This is a genomic window from Listeria welshimeri serovar 6b str. SLCC5334 (genome assembly GCF_000060285.1).
In the GTDB taxonomy this organism is placed as follows: Bacteria; Bacillota; Bacilli; order Lactobacillales; family Listeriaceae; genus Listeria; species Listeria welshimeri.
On record NC_008555.1, the window covers coordinates 1,640,354 to 1,663,040 of the forward strand.

A 22,687-nucleotide genomic window follows, 5' to 3' on the forward strand; every position below is an offset into this window, starting at 1 on the left:
TTTTTTACATAGGTAGAAGGTGTTAAAAAAACCTTCCTAAAAAAGGAAGGCTCACACTTATTATTTTGCAAATTCTAATTCGCCACATGTACGTACGATTTCTTCAACAAAGTATTGATGAAGTTGCGCAGTAATTGGACCACGTTTTCCATCAGCTACTTGTACACCATCAATATGGGTAATTGGCGTAATTTCGATTGTGGTGCTGGAAATGAATACTTCATCCGCTTCTCGAAGATCCGTTAAAGTAAAATCAGCTTCTTTGACTGGAATACCATTCTTTTTCGCTACATCTAAAATAACTTGACGCGTAATACCATTTAAAATTAAATTATCAACAGCGTGTGTCCAGAGTACACCGTCTTTAATAATAGAAACATTGGAAGCTGAACATTCAGTAACCTGTTCTCCGCGGTGAAGAATTGCTTCTAATGCATTTTGTTGATGTGCTTTGTTTTTAGCTAAAATATTTCCAAGTAGATTTAAACTCTTAATATCGCAACGTAACCAACGTATATCTTCTTCAGTAATTGCTGTTCCACCTTCTACAAATTGACGCTCATTACGAGGTACTTCACGAGCTGCGGCAGTTAAGACACCTTCTAGTGCGTAATCATCTGGGAACACGTGATTACGTGGTTTTTGAACACCTCGAGTTACTTGCAAATAGACATTACCAGTACTAATATTATTTTCAGCTACTAATTTCTCTAATAATTCACGTAACGTTTCTTTGGAATAAGGAATAACTAAGTCGATTTTTGCGGCGCTAGCGTATAGGCGATCAATATGTTCATCATATGTAAAGAATTTTCCATTATACAGACGAACTACTTCATATACACCATCCCCGAATTGATATCCGCGGTCTTCCACGTCAACAGTGGCTTCTTCTCTCTCCACTAAATGGTTATTTACCAATACTTTCATCTCAAGTCTCTCCTTGCGTATTTAATTTTTGGAACTATCTAAAAACTTACTGAAACAAAGAAACTGCCACAAAACTAAGCTTTGCAGCAGTTAATTTTTTCAATTATAACCCTTACTTCGCTAATTTGTAAAGTGCTTCTGCGTAAATTGCAGTAGCTTTCAATAAATCATCAAAATAGCTAAATTCGTCTTTTTGGTGCATCGTGTCTTCACGGCCTGGGAACAGTGCGCCAAACGCTACTCCTGTTTCCATATGACGCGCATAAGTCCCGCCACCAATTGCTAGTAAAGTAGCTTCTTCACCTGTTTGTTTTGTATAAACTTCTTGTAAAGTTTGAATAAGTGGATGGTCTTTTGGTACAAAGAGTGGTTTGGAATCACTATAATGCGTATATTGCGCGTTATATTCATATACCACTGTTTGCATTTTATTTTTTAGTTTGTCCATGTTAGCTGTTACAGGATAACGGAAATTCAGTCCATATTTACCGCCTTCTGCTACGTCATAACGAATGACACCAACGTTCATTGTTAGCTCGCCGCTTTCTTCATCTTCGTAACTAATACCAAGTTTTACTGCACGAGAATCGCCAAATAGATAGTCACGACCAAATGTCACAAAATCATTTGCAGCTCCAGTTAATTTAAATTTACCAAGGAAAGCTACCAAATGAAGGCCAGCATTTACGCCATTATTTGGTTCCATCGCGTGGGCGGATTTTCCGACGATGTTAATTTTAACAGATTTACCGTTTTCTTCTAACGTTCCCTCTACTGGATGGTTCGCTAGGAATGTTTTGAATGCACTTGCTACTTTATCAAAATCTTTTACATCTTCAATTATAGCTGTTGCATGATCAGGCACCATATTGTAGCGTTCACCTGATTCTACGCTAAGTAAACGGAACGCTGCTTCACCACTTGCTTCCCCATCTTTGAAAGATACATCGAGTTCCGAAATACCTTTTTCAGCGTGAATAATTGGAAATTCAGCATCAGGAACAAAACCAAGGGTTGGTTGTTCTTCTGTTTCAAAATAACGTTCTACACAGCTCATGCCGCTTTCTTCATCCGAACCAACAATGATTCTAATCCGACGAGAAAGTGGTAACCCTAATTCTTTAATGATTTTTAATGCGTAATAGCCAGCGATTGTTGGGCCCTTGTCATCGGCAACTCCACGAGCGTACAATTTGCCGTCGCGTAATGTTGGCTCGAACGGTCCATTCGTCCAGCCGTCCCCAACTGGAACAACATCGACATGTCCTAAAACGCCAACCAGTTCTTCTCCTTGTCCATATTCAAGATGTCCCGCTACATTTCCAACTTCTTTTGCGGTAAAGCCATCTTTTTTACCAAGATCAATCATATAGTCGAGTGCGCGTTTAACGTCTGGTCCAAACGGTGCATCTTCTGTTTTTTTACTATCATCGCGAACACTTGGAATGCGAAGAAGCCCTTTTAAATCTTCTAGGAAATCATCTTTACGAGATTCCACTTCTTTTTGCCAGTTAATTTCTGTCATAATTGTTATTCCCTCCTTCAAACTTATCTTCTCTATTGTAAACTCTTTTTACGTAGCTTGGAAGCCGGAACTATCTATTTTTTCATAAAACCTTTAATTGCTTCAAAATCCCAACGTTCCATCCGGCTAGAAAATACTACATCTATGATATTTAAGCTTTCTTTTTCTAGTGGTAAGAAACGGTATTCCTCATGTTCATCGGATAATTCGATTTCTCCTTCTTCTGGCATTTCTACTAAATAGATGACTCCTGTAATTTGGTAGTCTTCGTGGAAAAATTCCCATGTATCATATAGGATAAACGGCTGGACCTGTAGCTTCGTTTCTTCATAAACCTCCCTAAAAAGGGCCTCTCCATGAGTTTCGCCGTAATTCATGCGCCCTCCTGGAAGTTCAAACACTTCTCCTTCTACGCCTCTTTTTTTGAGTGCTAAAAATTGGCCATCTTTTACGATAACTGCTTTTACAGCAGGATATATAGGTTTCATTTTACAAAAGCCTCCTTTTCATTTAAGATAAACATGATTTATCTGTTCTTTATTTTACCCGGTTGAGTAGATAAATGCCAGTGTCATAAGGAGGTTTTACAAAAGTGAAGAAGATTACACCGAAAGCAATGTGTGCATGGATTCCAAAACGAGAAGATGAAACACATAAGGGAGATTATGGACGCGTTTTAATTGTCGCTGGAAATAAGCAATTTGGCGGTGCTGCTATTATGGCTGCAGAAGCCTGTGTCAAAAGTGGTGCAGGTTTAACAACGGTTGCTTCTGATAGTGTTAACCGCCCCGCCCTTCAAACAAGAATTCCTGAATGTATGTTCATTGACTATGAAAATATCACTAGTTTAAGTGACCAAATAAGTCAATTTGATACCATTTTAATTGGTCCAGGTCTTGGGCTAGATGCTCATGCAGAAGAAATTTTTCGCTTGGTATTAGAAAAATCAACTGAACATCAGCAAATAATTATTGATGGTGATGGTATTACTATATATGCTAAGGGAGAAATTTCGCACCCCGCATCCAAGCTTACCTTTACACCACATTTGGGAGAATGGGAACGGCTTAAAGTTTTAGTACCTAATGCGGAAACAATGCTAGATGCCGCAATAGCTTTAGATGCAACAATAGTTCTCAAAGGCCACCGTACAAAAGTATATTCCGGTGAAACAGTTTGGCAAAATATGTATGGAACTCCTGCTATGGCAACAGGTGGTATGGGTGATACGCTGGCAGGAACGATTTGTGGGTTAATGGCACAAACAGAAAAACCAATTACAGGCACACTCGCTGCCGTTTTTCTTCATAGCTACATCGGAGAAATTTTAGCGAAAAAACGTTATGTTGTGTTACCAACTGAAATCGCCGAAGAACTACCAACATATTTAAAAATTTTTAGCGAAACAGACGAACACGCTTAAAAAAATCCTCCCCGTTAAAAAGGGAGGATTTTTTCTATGCTTTTTTAAATTTTCTAGTCCATAAAGTTAATTTTTCATTCCATATAAAGTAACAACCTATTCCGCTGAAAAGGACAGCATTTCCGATAAAGAAACCTGCTACAACGTCACTTGGGAAATGAACACCTAAATAAACGCGGGAATACATAATAAACAATACAAGACCTAGCATAAAAATCCCAATCAGCAACCGGAGCCACTTGTGACTAACATAAAGAATTAAAAAGAAAGCTAGCATTCCATAAAAAACCGTGGATCCAGTGGAATGTCCACTTGGAAAACTAAAGCCTCCTTGTTCAATTAATTTATATGTTGGTCTTGGTCGTTGAACAATATTTTTAATAATAGACGGAATAAGTGCGCCACCTATTAAGACTATTCCGCCAAACCAAATCGCCATATCAACTTTATGCTTCAACACAAGTGAAGCGATAACAACTACAGTTAAAATACAAACAGTCGCCACGCCACCAATATCGGTTAAGTAGGAAATTATCGTCGTTTTTGTATCTGTAATTCCAACACGAATAATACTATTCCAGTAATCATCAAAACTATGGATCCAACCCGCTCCAGTCATAACCCCTACCATAAAGAAAATAAATCCAAGGAGGGCAAATCCACTAATTATAAATGGTGTTTTTTTCATACAATCCTCCTAGCGAATTCTTAATTTTTCACGTAATCTTGTGCCTCTTGGGCCAAATAATTTATCAGATAAATGTAGTTTGAATGCCATATAACCATAGAAAACAGCGCCACTTCCACCACAAATCATCGTCAAAAGGAATGCTGACATTTTTCGGTTTGGACTAATAAAATTGGAAAGTCCCAAATATAGACCTATTACAAGAACACCCATCAGAGCTGTGATTACTAAGAAAAGCACCGTTCGCCGCAAAATAACTTTAAAAGAGAAACGAACATATTTTTTAATAATAAATAACATAAAGATACAAGAAACCGCATAACCAATCCCAGTAGCTATAATGGATCCTTGAGCTTCAAATAGCATTATAAGTGGCATTTGCAGGACAGATTTTGCTAGTAAACCTAGTAATAAACCAAGTACTGTAAAACGTTGTTCATCAATCCCTTGAAGAACTGCGGCTGAAACACTAAATAAAGAGAATAAGATAGCTATTGGTGCAAATAATTGTAAAAGTGCTGTTCCATTATCGCTAGGTGCAAAAAACACAGTAAACAATGGCCTAGCTAACATCGCAATTCCGAAACAAGCAGGAATCGTTAAAAATAGTAAAATTTGAAAGACATCATTGAGTTGGCGCTTCACTTGCGCATACTCTTTTCGTACATATGCACCAGTTACAAGTGGAACAAGTGCCATGGAAAATGCAATTGCTAATGTCCCTGGAATCATAATTAATTTTTGTACATCAAAGTTAATAATCGCGACAAATGAATTAACCAAATCAGGTGCTGTTCCAATGTATTCTAGCACTCTTCCTAAAGTGAATTGGTCAATTAATTGATAAAGCGAAGTAGCCGATCCAACTATAATAAAGGGAATTGCCGAAAGAATAATATCTTTATATAAAGTTGGAATAGAGATTTTCACCGTTCCTCTATCTTCTAAAAGCATTCGGTCCAGTCCAGGTTTTCGTTTGTAAAAATACCAAAGCAATAAGAGCAAACTCGCAAAAGCACCCACAAATGCTGAAAACGTAGCGATACTAATTGCAGTAACTACACTTCCATCAAGGACATACATGACGATAAAAGTTCCAGCAAGCAAGAATACAATACGTACAACTTGTTCTAAAACTTGGGATACAGCAGATGGTCCCATCGAGTTATATCCTTGGAAAAAACCACGAAGTAAACTCATTACTGGTATGATCAGCAAGGCAAAACTAACCGCACGAATAACTTTTATTCCATCTGCCAAACTATATCCGCCTTCTAATTGCTGCATCCGAGCAAGAGTTGGAGCAAGTCCATACATTGCAAGGAAACAAACAATTCCCGAAAAAATCATTAAATAGACACCTGTTTTAAATAAGCGTCGCCCTACTGCATACTCTTCCATCGCATTATATTTCGCTATATATTTGGCAACAGCAAGCGGGATCCCAGCAGTTGCAATGCTTAAGAATAATTGATACGGTACATAACCGAAATTATATAGAAGTGCTGGTTCATCTCCTCCAATAATCGCATAAAACGGAATCACATATAATATTCCAAGCACTTTGGAGATTAATGTCCCAAGCGTCAGAATAAATGTTCCCCTGAGCAGTTTTGAACCCATCATCTAACTTCCTTTACATTAAATTATACATCCTTGTTTACTTTACCATTAACTCTTTTAAAAAAAAAGAACAAACCAAAATAATTATCGGCTTGCTCTTTATAAAAAGCTTAAATTAAATGCAGTTTTTTACGAATTTTATACATCCGATCACCTAAAATATAGTTGAGTAAACCAGCTTTTGCAGCTAAAAACGCATACACATAAGCTCCAACACCAGCAGAAACAAAAACAATAATTAAAGCTGTTAATCTTGCATGCGGATTTAAAAATAAAATTAATCCGTGATAGATAATCCAAACACTAAGAAGCATAATAAAACTGATACCAAGAATTAATACTAGTCTTCTGATAATATATTTAAATGAGTAATTAGCGTATTTTTTTATAATGAAAATAGTGAAAATAACAGAAACTATATATCCAAGCCCTGTTGCAAGAGCTCCACCTTTTGCTCCAAAAAGTAAGATTAAAGGCATTTGTAATACAGATTTCGTTAATAATCCAAGCAGTAAACTTAGAACCGTATAACGTTGCTCGTCAATTCCTTGAAGAATCGCCGCCGTCACACTAAATAATGAAAAGAAAATGGCAAATGGCGCAAAAAAACTAAGTAACATGGAACCATCTGCATTATACCCGTAAAAAATGGTATAAAGCGGATCTGCCAAAAATGCAATCCCTAAACATGCAGGTACTACTAAAAATAATAATACTTGAAACACAGCCGTTAAATGATGATGAACTTCTCGAATACGTCCTTTATGAAAAGAAGCTGCTACTAAAGGAACCAGTGTCATCGAAAATGCCAACGCTAACGTCCCCGGAATCATAATGATTTTTTGAACCGAGAAGTTGAAAATAGAAAGTAAATCTTCTGCTGCTTTCCCTGACATGCCATCATACGTTAAAACTCGCGCAAATGTGAACAAATCAATTTGTTGATAAAGCGACATTGCCATTCCTACAATAATAAAAGGTACAGCAGAAATGGATATTTCTTTCAACAAATGCAGCGTAGAAACTTGCAGCTTATTCTCACTGCTAGCAATCATTTTTTGAATACCTGGTTTTCGTTTGCGATAATACCAAATAAGGCATACTAAACTGAAAAAAGCACCAACAAAAGCCGCAAACGTTGCTAAGCTCATAGCCGTTACAAGACTTCCTCCAATTAAGTGAAGCACAATATACGTACTAGCAAGTAAGAAGACAATTCTAGCTACTTGCTCAATTACTTGGGATACAGCAGACGGTCCCATCGAATGAAACCCTTGAAAATAACCGCGAAGTAAGCTCATTACCGGAATAATAAGTAATGCAAAACTTACAGCACGAATAACCGTCGTAATATCCTCAATGCTCGTCCCACCACTGACTTCTTGCATTCCTGCTAGTAATGGTGCAAAAATATACATAATCAAAAAACTAATAATCCCAGTAAAGATCATTAAATAGGTACTTGATTTATATAATCTTTGACTTAAAGCATATTCATTTAACGAATTATATTTAGATATATATTTGGCAACAGCAAGAGGGACTCCTGCCGTTGCAATATTTAAGAAAATTTGATACGGCACATAACCGTATTGATAGAGAATAGTTGCCTCTTCCCCGCCAGCAATCCAATAAAATGGAATCACATATAAAATCCCTAAAATTTTCGACAACAAAGTTCCTGCTGTCAGTACAGCCGTTCCTCGCATTAGTTTTGAACTCATAATTTCTATTACCTCTATTGATTTTTTCTTTTAAGACTTTATATTATGTATGATGTAAAAATCATCTTTACATTACTACTTTTATCGCATTCGTCTAAGATTTAAAATACAAATGACACTTAAAGCAAGTAGTACTGCTGGTAAAATAAGCGAAACAACTTGTACACCACTATTAATCATGGATAAAACAATACCAAGAATAGTAAAAGCAATATATAAATAATAGACAATTGGCGTGATGATAATACCTTTTCTAAGTTTATTAAAAGAAAGAAATAACATAACGGTAAATGCAATACAAAGAACAGCCATAATAGTTGTTGTCATAATCATATTCTGAACAATCGCGGTTGCATGTGCATTAGCAAGCACTTCTTTTCTTTGTTGTAGTCCAAAAAGACTTACGATAGAAATCGTACTTAATACAGCTTGAATAGCGGATACAATGGCTATTCCAAGTGTGACATTCTTTGTGTTATTGAACATTCTAGCATGCTCTGGTTTAACTTCAACAGACATCCCTACAACTCCTCTTTAACATTCTATACACCAGACTTTACCATATTTAAAGAGAAATTGTAAGTAATTTTTAGTTTTCGATTCGAACTTCTGCTGCCTTTTGTAAAAACGTTCCTAGTTCTGCTTTTTTATTTTCATGTAACATTTGCACCACTTTGCTTCCGATAATCACACCATCACATACATGCGCAAATTTTTCCACATGTTCAATAGAAGAGACACCAAAACCGGCAAGAACTGGAACTGGACTAATACTTTTTAAATAAGCTAAATGTGTATCTATATGTGTATCAAATTTATTTCTGACACCTGTTGTTCCATTCACTGTTACAGCATAAATAAAACCCTCTGCTTGTTTAGCAATTTCTTTCAGGCGCTCTTTGGGACTTGTAAGGGAAACGAGTGGAATGAGCGCAATATCTGTTCCTTCAAGTTCTGGCGTAATAAGCGTTTGATGTTCATAAGGTAAATCAGGTATAATTAGTCCTTTTACTGGTGTTTTTTGTACCATTTCAACAAATTTTGGAATTCCTAAATGAAAAATCGGATTAATGTAGCTCATAATAATTAGCGGAATTTGCACTTGACTCGTTGCTAGTTTATTTAAAATAGCTTCTAGGCTAACTTGCTTTTTTAAAGCTCGCAATCCTGCAAGTTGAATAATTGGACCATCGGCAACTGGGTCAGAAAACGGAATCCCAATTTCAATCGCGCTTACACCTGATTTTTCAAGGAATAATAACTGTTCTTCTAAATTATCTAAACCACCATCTCCCCCCATAATGTAAGTAACCACAGCAGCATGCTTTTTATTCGATATTTTTTTTGTTAATGTTTTAGTCATTAGCTTGCTCCTCCAATCGTTCTTTTAATTGATTAACGTCTTTATCCCCGCGACCGGATAAACAAACAACCATGCTTTCCTCTGGGCGCATCTTGCTAGCAAGTTTGACTGCATAACTAATTGCATGCGAGCTTTCAAGTGCTGGAATAATCCCTTCTGTACGACATAAAAGTTGAAAAGCTTCCACTGCTTCATCGTCTGTAACAGAATGATACTCTGCACGTCCTAAATCACGGAAAAAACTATGTTCTGGACCAATACCCGGATAATCTAAACCAGCTGAAATCGAAAATGCTTCCAAAATTTGACCATTTTCATCTTGTAAGACATCCATCATCGCACCATGCAAAATTCCAATTTCTCCTTTTGAAATCGTTGCTGCATGAAATTCTGTTTCCAAACCATGTCCTGCCGCTTCCACACCGTGCATTTGAACAGAAGAATCATCTACAAAAGGATAAAATAAACCCATCGCGTTACTACCGCCGCCAACACAAGCCACGATTGCTTCAGGAAGTTTGCCCTCTTTTTCCATATGTTGCTTACGAGCTTCTATTCCAATAACACTTTGGTAATCACGCACAATTTCAGGAAATGGATGTGGCCCAAGAACGGATCCCATAATATAATGCGTATCTTCCACATTCGCAACCCAGAACCTGAGCGCTTCATTTACTGCATCTTTTAATGTTCTGCTTCCTGCTTTCACACTTACTACCTTTGCTCCAAGCAGCTCCATTCTAAAAACATTTAAAGATTGGCGTTTAACGTCTTCCTCCCCCATAAAAATAGTACATTCCATATTAAAAAGTGCTGCTACTGTTGCTGTTGCGACACCATGTTGGCCTGCACCAGTTTCGGCTACAACTTTGTGTTTGCCCATTTGACGAGCGAGTAAAGCTTGACCAATGGTATTATTAATCTTATGCGCACCCGTATGATTTAAATCTTCTCGTTTCAAATAAATTTTTGCTCCACCAGCATGAGCAGTTAATTGTTCTGCAAAATAAAGCGGTGTTTCTCGTCCCACATATTCTTTTAAATAGTAGTTCAATTCTTTTTGAAATGCTGAATCTGTTTTGGAAGCCCGATATGCTTCGTCTAATTCTATTACTGCTTTCATTAATGTCTCTGGCACAAATCTGCCACCAAATTTTCCATAAAAGCCATTTTCGTCTGGCGCTTGATAAGTCATTATTATTCCACTCCTTTTGCTGTTTTGATAAAGATTTCTATTTTCTCAGGATCTTTTTCACCATTTGTTTCTACACCAGAAGAAATATCTACTCCATAAGGTTCAAATCGATGAATGGCTTCTTGAACATTTTCAGCATTTAGTCCACCTGCAATAATTAATTTATTTTTTAGGAGAACATCACTATTTATTTTATCCCAATCAAAAGTCTTTCCGCTTCCACCTTCATATTCTTCTGCTGGAGCATCAAGTAAGATATACGCATTTTTATAATCACTTATATTATCAGGTAGTTTCCCCTCTTTAACCGGAAATGCTTTAATTACTTCGGCATCAGTTCGCTCTGCTTGGCTGGTCGGTTCTTGACCATGAAGCTGAACAATATCAAGTGGTACTCCTTTAATCGCTGCTGTTAATTCTTCTTCGGTTGGATTGACAAAAACGCCAACTTTTTTGATATTAGTTGGAATGTTTTTAGCTAGTTCATGAGCCTGTTCAATCGTGACTTGGCGTTTACTTTTCGCAAAAACAAAACCAATCATATCAGCACCATTTTCGACCGCTGCTTGTACATCCACCGCTTTTTTTAGCCCACAAATTTTAACAATCATCGTTTCACCTTCAACCTTTTTGCTGCTACTTCTGGAGATTTTTCTCGCATAAGTGCCTCTCCAACAAGTACCGCATTATATTCTTTACTAACTCGTCCAACATCTTCTGCTGTTTTAAAACCCGATTCACTAATAAAACATACATTTGTGGAGAAATCTCTCGCAAGCTTTTCGCTAACCGCTATATCTACTTCAAACGTATGCAAATTCCGATTGTTAACACCAATTAATTTAGCACCAAGTTTTTGCGCAATAGCTAATTCTTTTTGGTCATGTACTTCTACTAACACTTCCAAATCAAGTGCCGTCGCTTGTTCAAAAAGAGTCTTAAGTGCAGCTTCCGAAAGTGCAGAAATAATCAGTAACACAACCGTAGCTCCCGCATTTCGAGCACGAATTAATTGCTTTTCACTAATAATAAAATCTTTGCAGATTACCGGAATTTTCACATTTCTCGCTACTTCTCTTAAATCTTCAATGGAACCTTTGAAGAAAACAGGATCGGTTAAAACAGAAATCATGCCTGCACCAGCTGCTTCATAGGATTTCGCTTGAGTGACAGGGTCAACTCCCATATTAATTTCACCTTTCGAAGGCGAAGCTCGTTTTACTTCAGCAATTAATTGCATCTTCTCTGGATGGGCTTTTAAAAAATCATAAAAAGAGTAAGTTTCTCGTTTATCTTTTACTTTTTCTAAAGGCATTTCTGCCACTTCTATCACTTTTTGAGCTAAAATCTCTTCTAAAAATGTCATTTTGTTAACACCTCTTTTTGGTAAGTAATTAGATCCGCCAATTTTTGTTTAGCTAAACCACTTCTAACTAAATCTCTTGCTAAATTCACACCTTCTTTTACCGTTGCCACTTTGCCACTTGCAAATAGACCAAATCCAGCATTTAATAGTACTGTATCTAAGTGAGCTCCAGGTTCTCCTTCAAGCACACTACGTAGGATTGCTGCATTTTCTTTTGCATCCCCTCCTCTAATTGCTTCCAGTGGATAGTTAGCTAAACCTACTTCCTCAGGACTAAGGGTAAATAATTGAACTTCTCCGCTTTCATATAACGCATAATGATTTTCACCTGCTAATGATGCTTCATCCATAAAGCCAGCGCCATTAAGTACTACTGCTCGTTTCCTTCCAAGTTGTCCCAACACTTCCGCTGTCTGTTTGAGTAAATCGCGTCGATATATTCCCATTAATTGTGTTTCTAGATGAACTGGATTTGTTAAAGGTCCAATCAAGTTAAAAATCGTTGGTGTTCCCAATTCTTTTCTAACATCCATGACATACTTCATATTAGGATGCACATGTGGTGCGAATAAAAAAGCAATCCCGACTTTTTCCAGTAAATAAGTCATATCTTCGGGGCGCATATTAATATCAATGCCTAATTCCTGACAAACATCCGCGCTCCCAGAACGACTTGAGATACTTCTATTTCCATGTTTCGCAACCGGAATTCCTGCTGCTGCAAGGACGAAAGCGGAAGTTGTGCTGATATTAAAACTATTGGATTTATCTCCACCAGTTCCGCAATTATCCATCGCCGTTCCAGCAGGAAAAGCAACTTGAATGGCTACTTCTTGCATGGCTTCTGCTATTCCCGCCATTTCTTCCGCCGTTTCACCTTTTACTTTGAGTGCCATTAAAAAAGCAGCCATTTTTGTTTTCGAAAGACGACCTTCAAAAATTTCTGTCGCAAGGATATTCATTTCCGCTTTGGTTAAGTTTTCTTGATCATAGACTTTTTGTAGTAAGCTTTCCATTTTCTCGCACCCTTTCTACTATATTAATAAAGTTTTCCATCATTTGTTTCCCATCATCAGTCCCAATAGATTCTGGGTGAAATTGCAAACCATAAACGGGATAATCTTTCACTTTCATAGCCATTACTTCGCCATCATCAGTAGCTACTGCTAATACTTCCAACATATCTGGTAATGTTTTTTTATCTACTATTAAAGAATGATATCTCATCACTGGCATTTTTTCTGGTAAATTGGCGAAAATAGCTCCTCCTGTTTGTCGCATCACTGAGACTTTACCGTGACGAATTTTTTCTGCTCGTTTTACTTCTCCACCAAATACTTCACCAATGGCCTGATGACCTAAGCAAATTCCGAGTAGCGGTTTTTCTTTCGCAAATTTCACAACTACTTCTTCTAAACATCCAGCTTCACTTGGTTTTCCAGGTCCCGGCGAGAGAACAATCCCATCAGCTAGATTCGCTACCTTCATTAAATCAATCGCATCATTTCTTTTTACTACAACTTCGGTAAACTCTGACAAATACTGCTCTAAATTAAATGTAAAAGAATCATAGTTATCAATTAATAAAATCATTCTCCCACCTCCAAAAGTGCTTTTGCTTTTTGCAATGTTTCTAGGTACTCACTTTCTGGGTCTGAATCATACACTATCCCTGCTCCAGCTTGAACATATGCCTTCCCACTATGAAGTACCATCGTTCTAATCGAAAGTGCAAAATCAGCATCCCCATTTTTCGTCAAATAACCAACCGCTCCTGCATAAGGTCCGCGCTTCACATTTTCCCATTCATAAATTCGTTGCATAGCTCTTATTTTCGGCGCACCACTAACCGTACCTGCTGGAAGCGTTGAGCGAAGAGCATCCATCGCTGTTAGTCCAGATTTTAACGTTCCTTCTACAACTGAAACTAAATGCATTAAAAATCGATATCGTTCAATTGTTAGGTAAACAGGTACATGAACCGATCCAGTTTCTGCAATTTTTCCGATATCATTTCGACCTAGATCTACTAACATTCGGTGCTCCGCAAGTTCTTTTTCATCAGATAATAATTCCGCTGCTAACAGTTCATCTTCTTGTTTTGTTGCCCCGCGTCGTCTCGTTCCAGCAATCGGGTTGGTAATAACCGATCGTCCTTTTGTTTTAATTAAACTCTCTGGAGAAGAACCAATTAAAACCGTTTCACCAAAATCAATGAAAAAAAGATAAGGCGATGGATTTAGTAATCGTAATTTCCGGTAATAATCAAATGGCGTTGCTGTAAAATCTGACTCCAATCGTTGAGAAAGTACTATTTGAAAGAAATCCCCCTCTTGAATATACGTTTTCGCTTTTTTAACTAAATTCATAAATTCCTCTTTTGTATAATTGCTTTTATAAGTCATTTTGGGAACATGAATAGTTTTATGCTCGTTTTCTTTAGGTGTTGTAAGTTCTAGCGTCATCTCTTCAAGAGCTTTATCAAGTTCAGTCTCGCTTCTTCCAGAATAACAATTATCCTGTACTAAAATGAGCTCTTCTGCCTGATGATCCATAATGACAAAACTTTCATATACATAAAAACGAATGTCTGGTAAATCTCTGTTTTCAGCTGGGATATCCCCTAAGTTTTCATAAAGCGCAATCACATCATAACCAACATAACCAATTGCTCCCGAATCTAACGGCAAATCTTCTTCATCTGTCTTCCCTTTTTCAATAAATGATTCTATTTCTTTTAGTGGGTCCCTCACAACTTGATGTGTTCCATCTATATAATAATCATTTTGATAGACCTTAATTTCATGTACTGGATTAATAGCAATAATAGAATAACGTCCTGCATCAGCATCTTTCGCGGCTCCTTCAAGTAAACTTTTGCCAGTTCCAGAAAGTCTTTGAAATGCCAAAATTGCGGTTAATGTGTCTGCATCCATTCTTTTCATTTTTCTCATCTAAATCATCCTTTCCTCTTCAATTAAATAAAAAAGCCCTCTGGAAAAGCGCATAATGATGCTTTTCCAGAGGACGAGTTATCGCGGTGCCACCTCATTTTAGGGACTAAACCCTATCTTAAGTGCTGCTTTTTTTGCAGCTGCTCTATAACGGGAGCTCCCGTTCACCCCTACTTTCGTTCAAGGTATCACGCACAAGGCCCATTCCTTATTTATCTATTTATTAGCTCTCACCATGCGCTAACTCTCTGTAAAATTCGATAAAAAAGTACTATTCTTGTTTCATGTTTTCTTTTATGGAATTAAAAAAGGGTCTCTCTCCAAGCCTAGCAAATATACTAGACAAGGACGAGAAACCCGTGGTACCACCTTGATTAACTGCAAAAACAGTTCACTTAATCCATCCAAATTCCGAATGGGTGCCTTGTGTAACGATAAGGCCTAATCGCTGCATCCTACTAAGAATCCTCTTTTCAGATCAGAGCTCAGAAGTCCATTCACATCATGTCCGCTACTGACTTTCACCAACCGTCAGCTCTCTAAAAACTTTCATTATGCTACTTACTCTTCATCAAAGCTATCATTTTTTACTTGTGTTCATCTTACATAAGAACAAGCAGAAAGTCAAGAATATAAAACCAAATTTTTATGAAAATAGTAGAAAGAGCAATTAATAAACAACTAAGTAAAAAGAACTATAACCAACATACGTATTCATTGATACAAATGCATGACATTATTTCTATTTAAATAAATTTCGATTAGTATATAAGTTCTTTTATTGCGAGCTATTCAAAGATGATAATCCCCTTAAAAAAACATGAAAGAACTACTCATATAAGCTATGTCTTATTAACTAAAAAGTGCTTTCTTAAAAGGACTATTCACTCATTTTCAACCATTTGTGAATATTTTCACGTGAAATACTGGACAAACTTTTATTCATGGCTTATACTAACGTTGTAATCAAATAAAACAAAAGAATACGGCAAAGCAACAAGCTAAATTTTTTTGGATTATCAGGGACGTCAAAAGTCTACTATGGACGTTTAGAGTCCCGTACAAATATTAGGAGGTTCTGGAAAATGGCAATTAAAGAAAATGCGGCCCAAGAAGTATTAGAAGTTCAAAAAGTGATTAACAGATTAGCAGACAATGGACAACAAGCATTGAAAGCATTTGAGAATTACGACCAAGAACAAGTAGATAATATCGTACATGCAATGGCGCTTGCCGGACTCGACCAACATATGCCCCTTGCAAAATTAGCAGTAGAAGAAACAGGACGAGGATTATACGAAGATAAATGTATTAAAAATATCTTTGCAACAGAATATATTTGGAACAACATTAAAAACAACAAGACAGTCGGCGTTATTCACGAAGACGTTCAAACTGGTGTTATCGAAATTGCAGAACCAGTTGGTGTTGTTGCCGGGGTTACACCAGTAACTAACCCAACATCTACTACACTTTTCAAAGCAATTATCGCAATTAAAACACGAAACCCAATCATCTTCGCTTTCCATCCAAGTGCACAACGTTGTTCAGCAGCAGCAGCAAAAGTTGTTTATGATGCGGCAGTTGCAGCTGGAGCGCCAGAACATTGTATTCAATGGGTAGAAAAACCTTCCCTAGAAGCAACCAAACAATTAATGAATCACGATAAAGTAGCACTTGTACTTGCAACTGGTGGTGCTGGAATGGTTAAATCAGCATACTCTACTGGTAAACCGGCACTAGGTGTTGGCCCGGGTAACGTACCAGCTTACATTGACAAAACAGCTAAAATCAAACGTTCTGTTAATGACATCATTCTTTCTAAATCTTTTGACCAAGGAATGATTTGTGCTTCTGAACAAGCAGTTATCGTGGACAAAGAAGTCGCTAAAGAAGTAAAAGCAGAAATGGAAGCCAATAAATGCTACTTCGTTAAAGGCGCTGAATTTAAAAAATTAGAAAGCTATGTAATCAACCCTGAAAAAGGAACACTTAACCCAGATGTAGTTGGTAAATCCCCTGCATGGATTGCAAACCAAGCTGGCTTCAAAGTTCCTGAAGACACAAAAATTCTTGTGGCTGAAATTAAAGGTGTTGGCGATAAATACCCACTATCTCATGAAAAATTAAGCCCAGTTCTTGCATTCATCGAAGCAGCTAACCAAGCAGAAGCATTCGATCGTTGTGAAGAAATGCTCGTATACGGAGGACTTGGACACTCTGCAGTTATTCACTCTACAGATAAAGAAGTTCAAAAAGCATTCGGTATCCGTATGAAAGCTTGCCGTATCATTGTAAATGCACCAAGCGCTCAAGGTGGTATTGGTGACATCTATAACGGCTTCATCCCTTCCCTAACACTTGGTTGTGGATCTTATGGTAAAAACTCTGTATCACAAAATGTAAGTGCGACTAACTTGCTGAACGTTAAACGTATCGCGGATCGGAGAAATAATATGCAATGGTTCAAACTTCCACCAAAAATTTTCTTTGAAAAATATTCCACTCAATACCTTCAAAAAATGGAAGGCGTTGAACGCGTATTTATCGTAACTGACCCAGGTATGGTTCAATTCAAATACGTTGATGTAGTAATCGAACACCTGAAAAAACGCGGTAACGACGTAGCTTACCAAGTATTCGCTGATGTTGAACCAGATCCATCTGACGTTACAGTTTATAAAGGTGCAGAATTAATGAAAGACTTTAAACCAGATACAATCATCGCTCTTGGTGGTGGTTCTGCAATGGATGCTGCTAAAGGTATGTGGTTATTCTATGAACACCCAGAAGCTTCATTCTTTGGCTTGAAACAAAAATTCTTAGATATCCGCAAACGTACTTTCAAATATCCTAAACTTGGTGGAAAAGCGAAATTCGTTGCAATTCCAACAACAAGTGGTACTGGTTCTGAAGTAACTCCATTTGCGGTTATTACAGACAAAGAAAATAACATTAAATACCCTCTTGCTGACTACGAATTAACTCCAGACGTTGCGATTGTCGATGCACAATATGTAACTACTGTTCCAGCACACATTACTGCTGATACTGGTATGGACGTTCTAACTCATGCAATTGAATCTTATGTATCCGTAATGGCAAGCGATTATACTCGTGGATTATCCATCCGTGCAATCGAACTTGTTTTTGAAAACTTACGTGAATCCGTTCTTACTGGTGATCCAGATGCACGTGAAAAAATGCATAATGCTTCTGCCCTAGCTGGTATGGCATTTGCGAATGCGTTCCTAGGAATTAACCATAGCTTGGCACACAAAATTGGACCTGAATTCCACATTCCTCACGGTCGTGCGAATGCAATCCTTATGCCACATGTTATCCGCTATAACGCACTTAAACCTAAAAAACATGCGTTATTCCCAAGATATGAAAGCTTCCGTGCCGATGAAGATTATGCTCGTATTTCTCGTATTATCGGTTTACCAGCTGCAACTACAGAAGAAGGCGTTAAATCTCTTGTAGATGCAATTATCAAACTTGGTAAAGATGTTGGTATCGACATGAGTCTTAAAGGACAAAATGTTGCTAAAAAAGACTTGGATGCTGTAGTAGATACGCTTGCTGATCGCGCATTCATGGACCAATGTACTACTGCCAACCCTAAACAACCACTTGTAAGCGAATTGAAAGAAATCTATCTTGAAGCTTACAAAGGGGTTTGAAACTAGCTAACTTGTCCACTATTAATATATAAAGTTAGAAGAAAGCGCAAGTCCATCCCAGGGCTTGCGCTTTCGCTTTAGTGTCTAAATTAGTATAATAGAACAAGAATGGAGTTGATTTAATGATAAAAGCAACAGTACCTTACTTTACTTTTGACGGAGAAGCCCAAGAAGCTCTAAATTTCTATAAAAAAGTATTTCAAGCTGAAATCACCCAGACTCGCTACTTTCATGAAATGGAAGGATTTTCAGGAGATAACCTCTTAGGCGAACGAATTCTTCACGCTAGACTTACTAAAGATGAAAAAGATTTATTTTACTTCTCCGATACATTGGAAGGCGAAACAGATGCGGGAAATCGACTGTCACTTGCGGTTAATTTTCAAACCGAAGAAAGCTTTGTCCATGCGTTCGTACTACTTTCTAAAACAGGAACAGTTGAAGTTCCTATTCAAAAGACATTTTGGGATGCTAAATATGCCAAAGTAATTGATCACTATAGTATTGACTGGCATCTTAATCTAGAAAATGAGACTACTACTTAAGTATGACTTTTCCCCATTCTCTAGCCGAATGTCTTAAGAACGAAAAAATAGTATAATTTAACAGTGAGAGAAAAAAAGGAGTGAGTTTATGACTGAGACAGTTTTAAAATTAGAACATGTCACAAAAAAAATCGGACAAAAAAATATTGTCCATGATATCAGCTTTGACATACATAAAGGAGAAGTATTTGGTTTACTTGGTCCAAATGGCGCAGGTAAAACTACTATTATCCGCTCGATTGTTGGCTTAATTCGCCGAACAGAAGGTAATGTTTTTATTAATGGTAAAAATGTGGATATTGAATTCAAGTCCGCTATTTCAGAAGTTGGCGCAATTATTGAAAATCCAGAGTTTTACATGTATATGTCTGGATGGGCGAATTTAAAACAATTTGCACGTATGAGCCAGAAGAATATTACAGATGAACAAATTCGCGAAATTGTGGAGCTTGTAAAACTGACTGGCGCGATTAATCAGAAAGTAAAAACCTATTCTCTAGGTATGCGCCAACGTTTAGGTGTTGCACAAGCATTAGTTCACAACCCTGCCCTACTTATTCTAGATGAACCAACAAATGGACTTGATCCACAAGGAATGGCAGAATTTAGAACATTAATTCGAGACCTTGCAACCAATGGTACTTCAGTATTAATTTCTAGTCATCTACTTAGCGAAATTCAACAAATAACTGATCGTTTCGCTATTATTAATAAAGGTGTTTTAACGCACATAGAAAAAATGAGTGATCTTCTTGAAAACCATGTTGCTGTTTATCAACTGAAAGTCACGAATCCCGAAATAACAAAAAATATACTAACAACTCTCCCAGTAAAACTTGTTGCTGAAAAAGAAAACTCATTTAAAGTGGAAGTTGCTCATGAAGATGTGCATCTCATTGCACGTGCGATTATTCAAGCAGACGTTGATTTACTCGAAATGGTTCCACTTCAAGCCTCCCTTGAAGAACGATTCCTAGAATTAACGAAAGGCGGAGGTGCAGAAGTATGATATCTTTAATAAAAAATGAATTCATTAAATTATTCTCGAGAAAATCAAGTTGGATTATGCAAATTGTATTATTCGCAGCAGTTCTAACTCTAGCTCTACTTATGTTTTTTGTTAGTAAAATAGATACAAGTGGCATGGAAGGCGGAGATGCCAGTAATGCTGGTATTACAGCCTATTATGATGATAAAGGCGCTCCAGTTACTGAAGAAGAATACTGGAATTCAGCTGATAAAGATGGTAACCCAACGTATAAATCTGAAACCTTGTCTCTAACTGATTCTGTTGCCTATTTAAAAACACAAGAAAAAGCTGCTACTTCCAAAGAAGCTAAAGAATCGATTCAAAATCAAATTGATTACTATCAAGCTTATGTGGATGCAGGTGAAAAACCAGCCAATAATTCTGCTGGAATTTCAAGTGCCGATTTCTTTTCTTCCTTAGGCAGTTCCGGCGCTGTTGCAACAATGTTAGTTGTCGTTGTCGCAAGTATTATTGTAGCTACAGAATTTTCTGGTGGTACGATTAAGTTATTACTAGCACGACCTTATTCAAGAAGCCAAATTTTGTTCTCTAAATATATTATGTGTATTGTCTATAGTGTCATTAGTTCGATAACACTATTCTTAGCTAGCTTTATCTTTTCATTCATTTTACCTAAGCAATCTATCTTCATGCCAATTGCTCCTTCTACTGGTGCAATGACGGCTTGGGATCACGCTTTAACCTTACTTGGAACAAACTTCTTACTGATGATTGTATATGCAACTATCGCTTTCTTCTTCTCATCTGTTGTTCGTTCACAAGCACTCGCAGTAGGTGTTGGGGTCGGCGTATTATTCTCAGGTGGAATTATCCGTCAACTCCTTCCACTTGCTATCGAAAAATATGACTGGATGAAATGGGTTATTTTCAACCTACTTAGTCTAAACGATACAGTAGGCGGTGAAAAAATCGCTGGCGGCTTAGCAGATTGGCAAGTCATCGCTGGCTTAGGCGTTTATACAGTGATTATTCTCTTCTTTACATTCTTCTTATTCAAAAAACGAGATGTCGCTTTAAGTTAAGATTAGAAGAGGCTGTCCATTACGGGCAGCCTCTTTTTTAATGCTTTATAATTTGAATTTTGTCTGTTGCATTTGTATTGATTCCTGCTGTTCCGCCAATTGGAAAAGTCGCAACTGGCTGTGTGTGACCAAAATCTGCGCCAGAAATAACCGGAATCTCTTGCAAAGCTGTTTTAGTTTTAATAATAAAAGCAAGTTTCTCTGCTGTCATTGCTGATTCTTTTTGAAAACGGCCAATTACCAGACCTTGAATTTCATCTGCTCCAGGTTGACTAAGCAGTGATTCTAAATCGCGGTCAAATGTCTCAGGATCACTCATACTAGTGTCTTCAAGAAATAAAATTGCACCAGCTAAATGAGGCATATATTCTGTTCCTTGAAGCAAATTAAGTGTGCAGAGATTTCCGCCAATAATCGTTCCTTCTGCCTCTCCAGATTGCATAACAACTAAACCTTCATTTGGTATAAAATTTCTATTCTCTTGATCCAAATACCATTCATCATCACTCCAAGAAACACTTTCCTCCAGAATAAATGGTTCTTTTTGCAATAAGCACGCACTAAATGAATCAATAACATATTCCAAACCTTTTTCCATTGAAAAACTAGAAAAATGGGCTCCGGAATAAGTAACTAGTTCCGTTTGTGTATAGATTGCTGTTGCAAGGGCTGTGATATCAGAAAAGCCACATAAAATCTTAGGGTTTTCCGAAATTAAATCATAATCTAAATAAGGCAACAATTGATTGCTATTAAAACCACCAATAACCGTTAAAATAGCTTTGACACTCGAATCATTGAAAGCTTCATGAATATCAGCTACACGAGAACGAATGCTTGAACTCGACATACAATCCATTTCTGACACATGTTCGCCAAAAGTAACCTTAAAACCCATCTCATTTAGACGCTTAACGGCAATTCCCACTTGATTTTCCGCTATAATACCGATAGAGCGACTTGGCGCAATAATACGAATTTCATCCCCTTGTTTTAATTTTGCTGGAATCATTTCGTCGCCTCCCTATTAAATGTATGAAATGGGCATGAACGTAGATGGTCATCCAAAATACCAATAGCTTGTAAGTAGGAATAAATAATTACTGGACCAACAAACTTAAATCCTCTTTTCTTTAAATCTTTACTTATTTTCTCAGATAGTTCGGTGCTAGCAGGGACCTCTCCCATGCCTTGCCATTCATTAATAATACGCTCATTATTCGTAAAACCCCAAATATAGTTTGCAAATGAGCCGAATTCGGCTTGGACTTTTTGCGTAGCTAAAGCATTCGTACGCACTGCTTTCACTTTAAGACGATTCTTCACAATAGCCGCTTCTTCGACAATCGTCGCCAGCTCATCGTCCGTTAAGAGTGCACATTTATCAATATCAAAGTGAAAAAAAGCTTCTTGATAAGCTTTTCTTTTATGTAAAATTAATCTCCATGATAGTCCAGCTTGTGCTCCTTCTAAATTAAGCATTTCAAATAAATAAGTGTCGTCCCTACTCGGGACACACCATTCTGCATCATGATATTCTAGTTCAAACGGGTCATTAATCGACCATGGGCAACGTAATTCTTCGGACAAAT

Annotated in this window: 21 protein-coding genes and 2 other annotated features; of the genes, 5 read left to right on the plus strand and 16 right to left on the minus strand. The window is 37.3% G+C overall.

Going from position 1 to position 22,687, the window contains the following annotated elements; translation table 11 throughout:
• Positions 1-60: 60 nt before the first annotated feature.
• The 3 genes from dat to LWE_RS08240 all read right to left on the minus strand — a co-directional run bounded on the left by dat (position 61) and on the right by LWE_RS08240 (position 2,943).
• Positions 61-930, minus strand: coding sequence for a D-amino-acid transaminase (dat, locus tag LWE_RS08230; RefSeq protein WP_011702419.1), 870 nt, complete (start codon positions 928-930; stop codon positions 61-63).
• 112 nt (positions 931-1,042) lie between these two features.
• Positions 1,043-2,455: a dipeptidase PepV gene (gene pepV / locus LWE_RS08235; RefSeq protein ID WP_011702420.1), complete on the minus strand. Its 1,413-nt coding sequence runs from the start codon at positions 2,453-2,455 to the stop codon at positions 1,043-1,045.
• A gap of 74 nt (positions 2,456-2,529) precedes the next feature.
• The gene (locus tag LWE_RS08240; RefSeq protein ID WP_011702421.1) at positions 2,530-2,943 is read right to left on the minus strand and encodes an NUDIX hydrolase; all 414 of its coding nucleotides are present in this window, start codon (positions 2,941-2,943) and stop codon (positions 2,530-2,532) included.
• Positions 2,944-3,047: 104 nt separating this feature from the next.
• On the opposite strand from LWE_RS08240, the gene LWE_RS08245 reads away from it, so the two are divergent.
• Positions 3,048-3,878 (plus strand): NAD(P)H-hydrate dehydratase, encoded by an 831-nt coding sequence (locus tag LWE_RS08245; RefSeq protein WP_011702422.1) that lies wholly within the window; start codon positions 3,048-3,050, stop codon positions 3,876-3,878.
• 34 nt (positions 3,879-3,912) lie between these two features.
• Here LWE_RS08245 and LWE_RS08250 read toward each other — a convergent pair whose 3' ends face one another.
• From LWE_RS08250 to trpE, 11 genes are all read right to left on the minus strand, one after another.
• On the minus strand, positions 3,913-4,566 hold the full coding sequence (locus LWE_RS08250; RefSeq protein ID WP_011702423.1) for a phosphatase PAP2 family protein: 654 nt from the start codon (positions 4,564-4,566) through the stop codon (positions 3,913-3,915).
• Positions 4,567-4,575: 9 nt separating this feature from the next.
• The gene (locus tag LWE_RS08255) at positions 4,576-6,189 is read right to left on the minus strand and encodes a putative polysaccharide biosynthesis protein (protein ID WP_041176351.1); all 1,614 of its coding nucleotides are present in this window, start codon (positions 6,187-6,189) and stop codon (positions 4,576-4,578) included.
• A gap of 110 nt (positions 6,190-6,299) precedes the next feature.
• Positions 6,300-7,913 (minus strand): putative polysaccharide biosynthesis protein, encoded by a 1,614-nt coding sequence (locus LWE_RS08260; protein WP_011702425.1) that lies wholly within the window; start codon positions 7,911-7,913, stop codon positions 6,300-6,302.
• Positions 7,914-7,994: 81 nt separating this feature from the next.
• Entirely contained in the window at positions 7,995-8,432 is a 438-nt protein-coding gene (locus tag LWE_RS08265; RefSeq protein ID WP_011702426.1) for a hypothetical protein, read from the minus strand.
• A 70-nt stretch (positions 8,433-8,502) separates the two neighbouring features.
• Positions 8,503-9,276: a tryptophan synthase subunit alpha gene (trpA, locus tag LWE_RS08270; protein ID WP_011702427.1), complete on the minus strand. Its 774-nt coding sequence runs from the start codon at positions 9,274-9,276 to the stop codon at positions 8,503-8,505.
• A complete protein-coding gene (trpB, locus tag LWE_RS08275; protein ID WP_011702428.1) occupies positions 9,269-10,471 on the minus strand; it encodes a tryptophan synthase subunit beta in 1,203 nt (400 codons plus the stop codon). Before trpB ends, trpA begins: the two co-directional genes overlap by 8 nt.
• A gap of 2 nt (positions 10,472-10,473) precedes the next feature.
• The gene (locus tag LWE_RS08280; RefSeq protein WP_011702429.1) at positions 10,474-11,082 is read right to left on the minus strand and encodes a phosphoribosylanthranilate isomerase; all 609 of its coding nucleotides are present in this window, start codon (positions 11,080-11,082) and stop codon (positions 10,474-10,476) included.
• The gene (trpC, locus tag LWE_RS08285) at positions 11,079-11,837 is read right to left on the minus strand and encodes an indole-3-glycerol phosphate synthase TrpC (protein WP_011702430.1); all 759 of its coding nucleotides are present in this window, start codon (positions 11,835-11,837) and stop codon (positions 11,079-11,081) included. Before trpC ends, LWE_RS08280 begins: the two co-directional genes overlap by 4 nt.
• A complete protein-coding gene (gene trpD, locus LWE_RS08290) occupies positions 11,834-12,853 on the minus strand; it encodes an anthranilate phosphoribosyltransferase (RefSeq protein ID WP_011702431.1) in 1,020 nt (339 codons plus the stop codon). Before trpD ends, trpC begins: the two co-directional genes overlap by 4 nt.
• On the minus strand, positions 12,825-13,430 hold the full coding sequence (locus tag LWE_RS08295; RefSeq protein ID WP_011702432.1) for an anthranilate synthase component II: 606 nt from the start codon (positions 13,428-13,430) through the stop codon (positions 12,825-12,827). Before LWE_RS08295 ends, trpD begins: the two co-directional genes overlap by 29 nt.
• The gene (gene trpE, locus LWE_RS08300) at positions 13,427-14,791 is read right to left on the minus strand and encodes an anthranilate synthase component I (protein WP_011702433.1); all 1,365 of its coding nucleotides are present in this window, start codon (positions 14,789-14,791) and stop codon (positions 13,427-13,429) included. The genes LWE_RS08295 and trpE overlap by 4 nt, the downstream gene beginning before the upstream one ends.
• A gap of 66 nt (positions 14,792-14,857) precedes the next feature.
• Positions 14,858-15,085 (minus strand) — a binding site (T-box leader).
• A gap of 47 nt (positions 15,086-15,132) precedes the next feature.
• Positions 15,133-15,375, minus strand: a binding site (T-box leader).
• A 501-nt stretch (positions 15,376-15,876) separates the two neighbouring features.
• Here trpE and lap point away from each other — a divergent pair.
• The 4 genes from lap (at position 15,877) to LWE_RS08320 (ending at position 21,095) form a co-directional block, all read left to right on the plus strand.
• Positions 15,877-18,477, plus strand: a complete 2,601-nt coding sequence (gene lap, locus LWE_RS08305; RefSeq protein WP_011702434.1) for an adhesion-mediating acetaldehyde/alcohol dehydrogenase LAP — start codon at positions 15,877-15,879, stop codon at positions 18,475-18,477.
• A gap of 122 nt (positions 18,478-18,599) precedes the next feature.
• Positions 18,600-19,022 (plus strand): VOC family protein, encoded by a 423-nt coding sequence (locus LWE_RS08310; protein ID WP_011702435.1) that lies wholly within the window; start codon positions 18,600-18,602, stop codon positions 19,020-19,022.
• A gap of 88 nt (positions 19,023-19,110) precedes the next feature.
• Complete coding sequence (locus LWE_RS08315) at positions 19,111-20,031, plus strand: ABC transporter ATP-binding protein (protein ID WP_011702436.1); 921 nt, start codon at positions 19,111-19,113, stop codon at positions 20,029-20,031.
• Positions 20,028-21,095: an ABC transporter permease gene (locus LWE_RS08320; protein WP_011702437.1), complete on the plus strand. Its 1,068-nt coding sequence runs from the start codon at positions 20,028-20,030 to the stop codon at positions 21,093-21,095. Before LWE_RS08315 ends, LWE_RS08320 begins: the two co-directional genes overlap by 4 nt.
• A gap of 37 nt (positions 21,096-21,132) precedes the next feature.
• Here LWE_RS08320 and LWE_RS08325 read toward each other — a convergent pair whose 3' ends face one another.
• Positions 21,133-22,107, minus strand: coding sequence for a S66 family peptidase (locus LWE_RS08325; RefSeq protein ID WP_011702438.1), 975 nt, complete (start codon positions 22,105-22,107; stop codon positions 21,133-21,135).
• Positions 22,104-22,685 (minus strand): DNA-3-methyladenine glycosylase I, encoded by a 582-nt coding sequence (locus LWE_RS08330; RefSeq protein WP_011702439.1) that lies wholly within the window; start codon positions 22,683-22,685, stop codon positions 22,104-22,106. The genes LWE_RS08325 and LWE_RS08330 overlap by 4 nt, the downstream gene beginning before the upstream one ends.
• Positions 22,686-22,687: the final 2 nt, after the last annotated feature.

Coding starts and splice junctions, on each gene's coding strand:
- pepV (WP_011702420.1), bottom strand. CDS start 2,455: ATGACAGAAATTAACTGGCAAAAAGAAGTGGAATCTCGTAAAGATGAT.
- lap (WP_011702434.1), top strand. CDS start 15,877: ATGGCAATTAAAGAAAATGCGGCCCAAGAAGTATTAGAAGTTCAAAAA.
- LWE_RS08255 (WP_041176351.1), bottom strand. CDS start 6,189: ATGGGTTCAAAACTGCTCAGGGGAACATTTATTCTGACGCTTGGGACA.
- LWE_RS08325 (WP_011702438.1), bottom strand. CDS start 22,107: ATGATTCCAGCAAAATTAAAACAAGGGGATGAAATTCGTATTATTGCG.
- trpC (WP_011702430.1), bottom strand. CDS start 11,837: ATGACATTTTTAGAAGAGATTTTAGCTCAAAAAGTGATAGAAGTGGCA.
- trpB (WP_011702428.1), bottom strand. CDS start 10,471: ATGACTTATCAAGCGCCAGACGAAAATGGCTTTTATGGAAAATTTGGT.
- dat (WP_011702419.1), bottom strand. CDS start 930: ATGAAAGTATTGGTAAATAACCATTTAGTGGAGAGAGAAGAAGCCACT.
- LWE_RS08265 (WP_011702426.1), bottom strand. CDS start 8,432: ATGTCTGTTGAAGTTAAACCAGAGCATGCTAGAATGTTCAATAACACA.
- LWE_RS08260 (WP_011702425.1), bottom strand. CDS start 7,913: ATGAGTTCAAAACTAATGCGAGGAACGGCTGTACTGACAGCAGGAACT.
- LWE_RS08250 (WP_011702423.1), bottom strand. CDS start 4,566: ATGAAAAAAACACCATTTATAATTAGTGGATTTGCCCTCCTTGGATTT.
- LWE_RS08295 (WP_011702432.1), bottom strand. CDS start 13,430: ATGATTTTATTAATTGATAACTATGATTCTTTTACATTTAATTTAGAG.
- LWE_RS08315 (WP_011702436.1), top strand. CDS start 19,111: ATGACTGAGACAGTTTTAAAATTAGAACATGTCACAAAAAAAATCGGA.
- trpE (WP_011702433.1), bottom strand. CDS start 14,791: ATGAGAAAAATGAAAAGAATGGATGCAGACACATTAACCGCAATTTTG.
- LWE_RS08240 (WP_011702421.1), bottom strand. CDS start 2,943: ATGAAACCTATATATCCTGCTGTAAAAGCAGTTATCGTAAAAGATGGC.
- trpA (WP_011702427.1), bottom strand. CDS start 9,276: ATGACTAAAACATTAACAAAAAAAATATCGAATAAAAAGCATGCTGCT.
- LWE_RS08320 (WP_011702437.1), top strand. CDS start 20,028: ATGATATCTTTAATAAAAAATGAATTCATTAAATTATTCTCGAGAAAA.
- LWE_RS08310 (WP_011702435.1), top strand. CDS start 18,600: ATGATAAAAGCAACAGTACCTTACTTTACTTTTGACGGAGAAGCCCAA.
- LWE_RS08280 (WP_011702429.1), bottom strand. CDS start 11,082: ATGATTGTTAAAATTTGTGGGCTAAAAAAAGCGGTGGATGTACAAGCA.
- trpD (WP_011702431.1), bottom strand. CDS start 12,853: ATGGAAAGCTTACTACAAAAAGTCTATGATCAAGAAAACTTAACCAAA.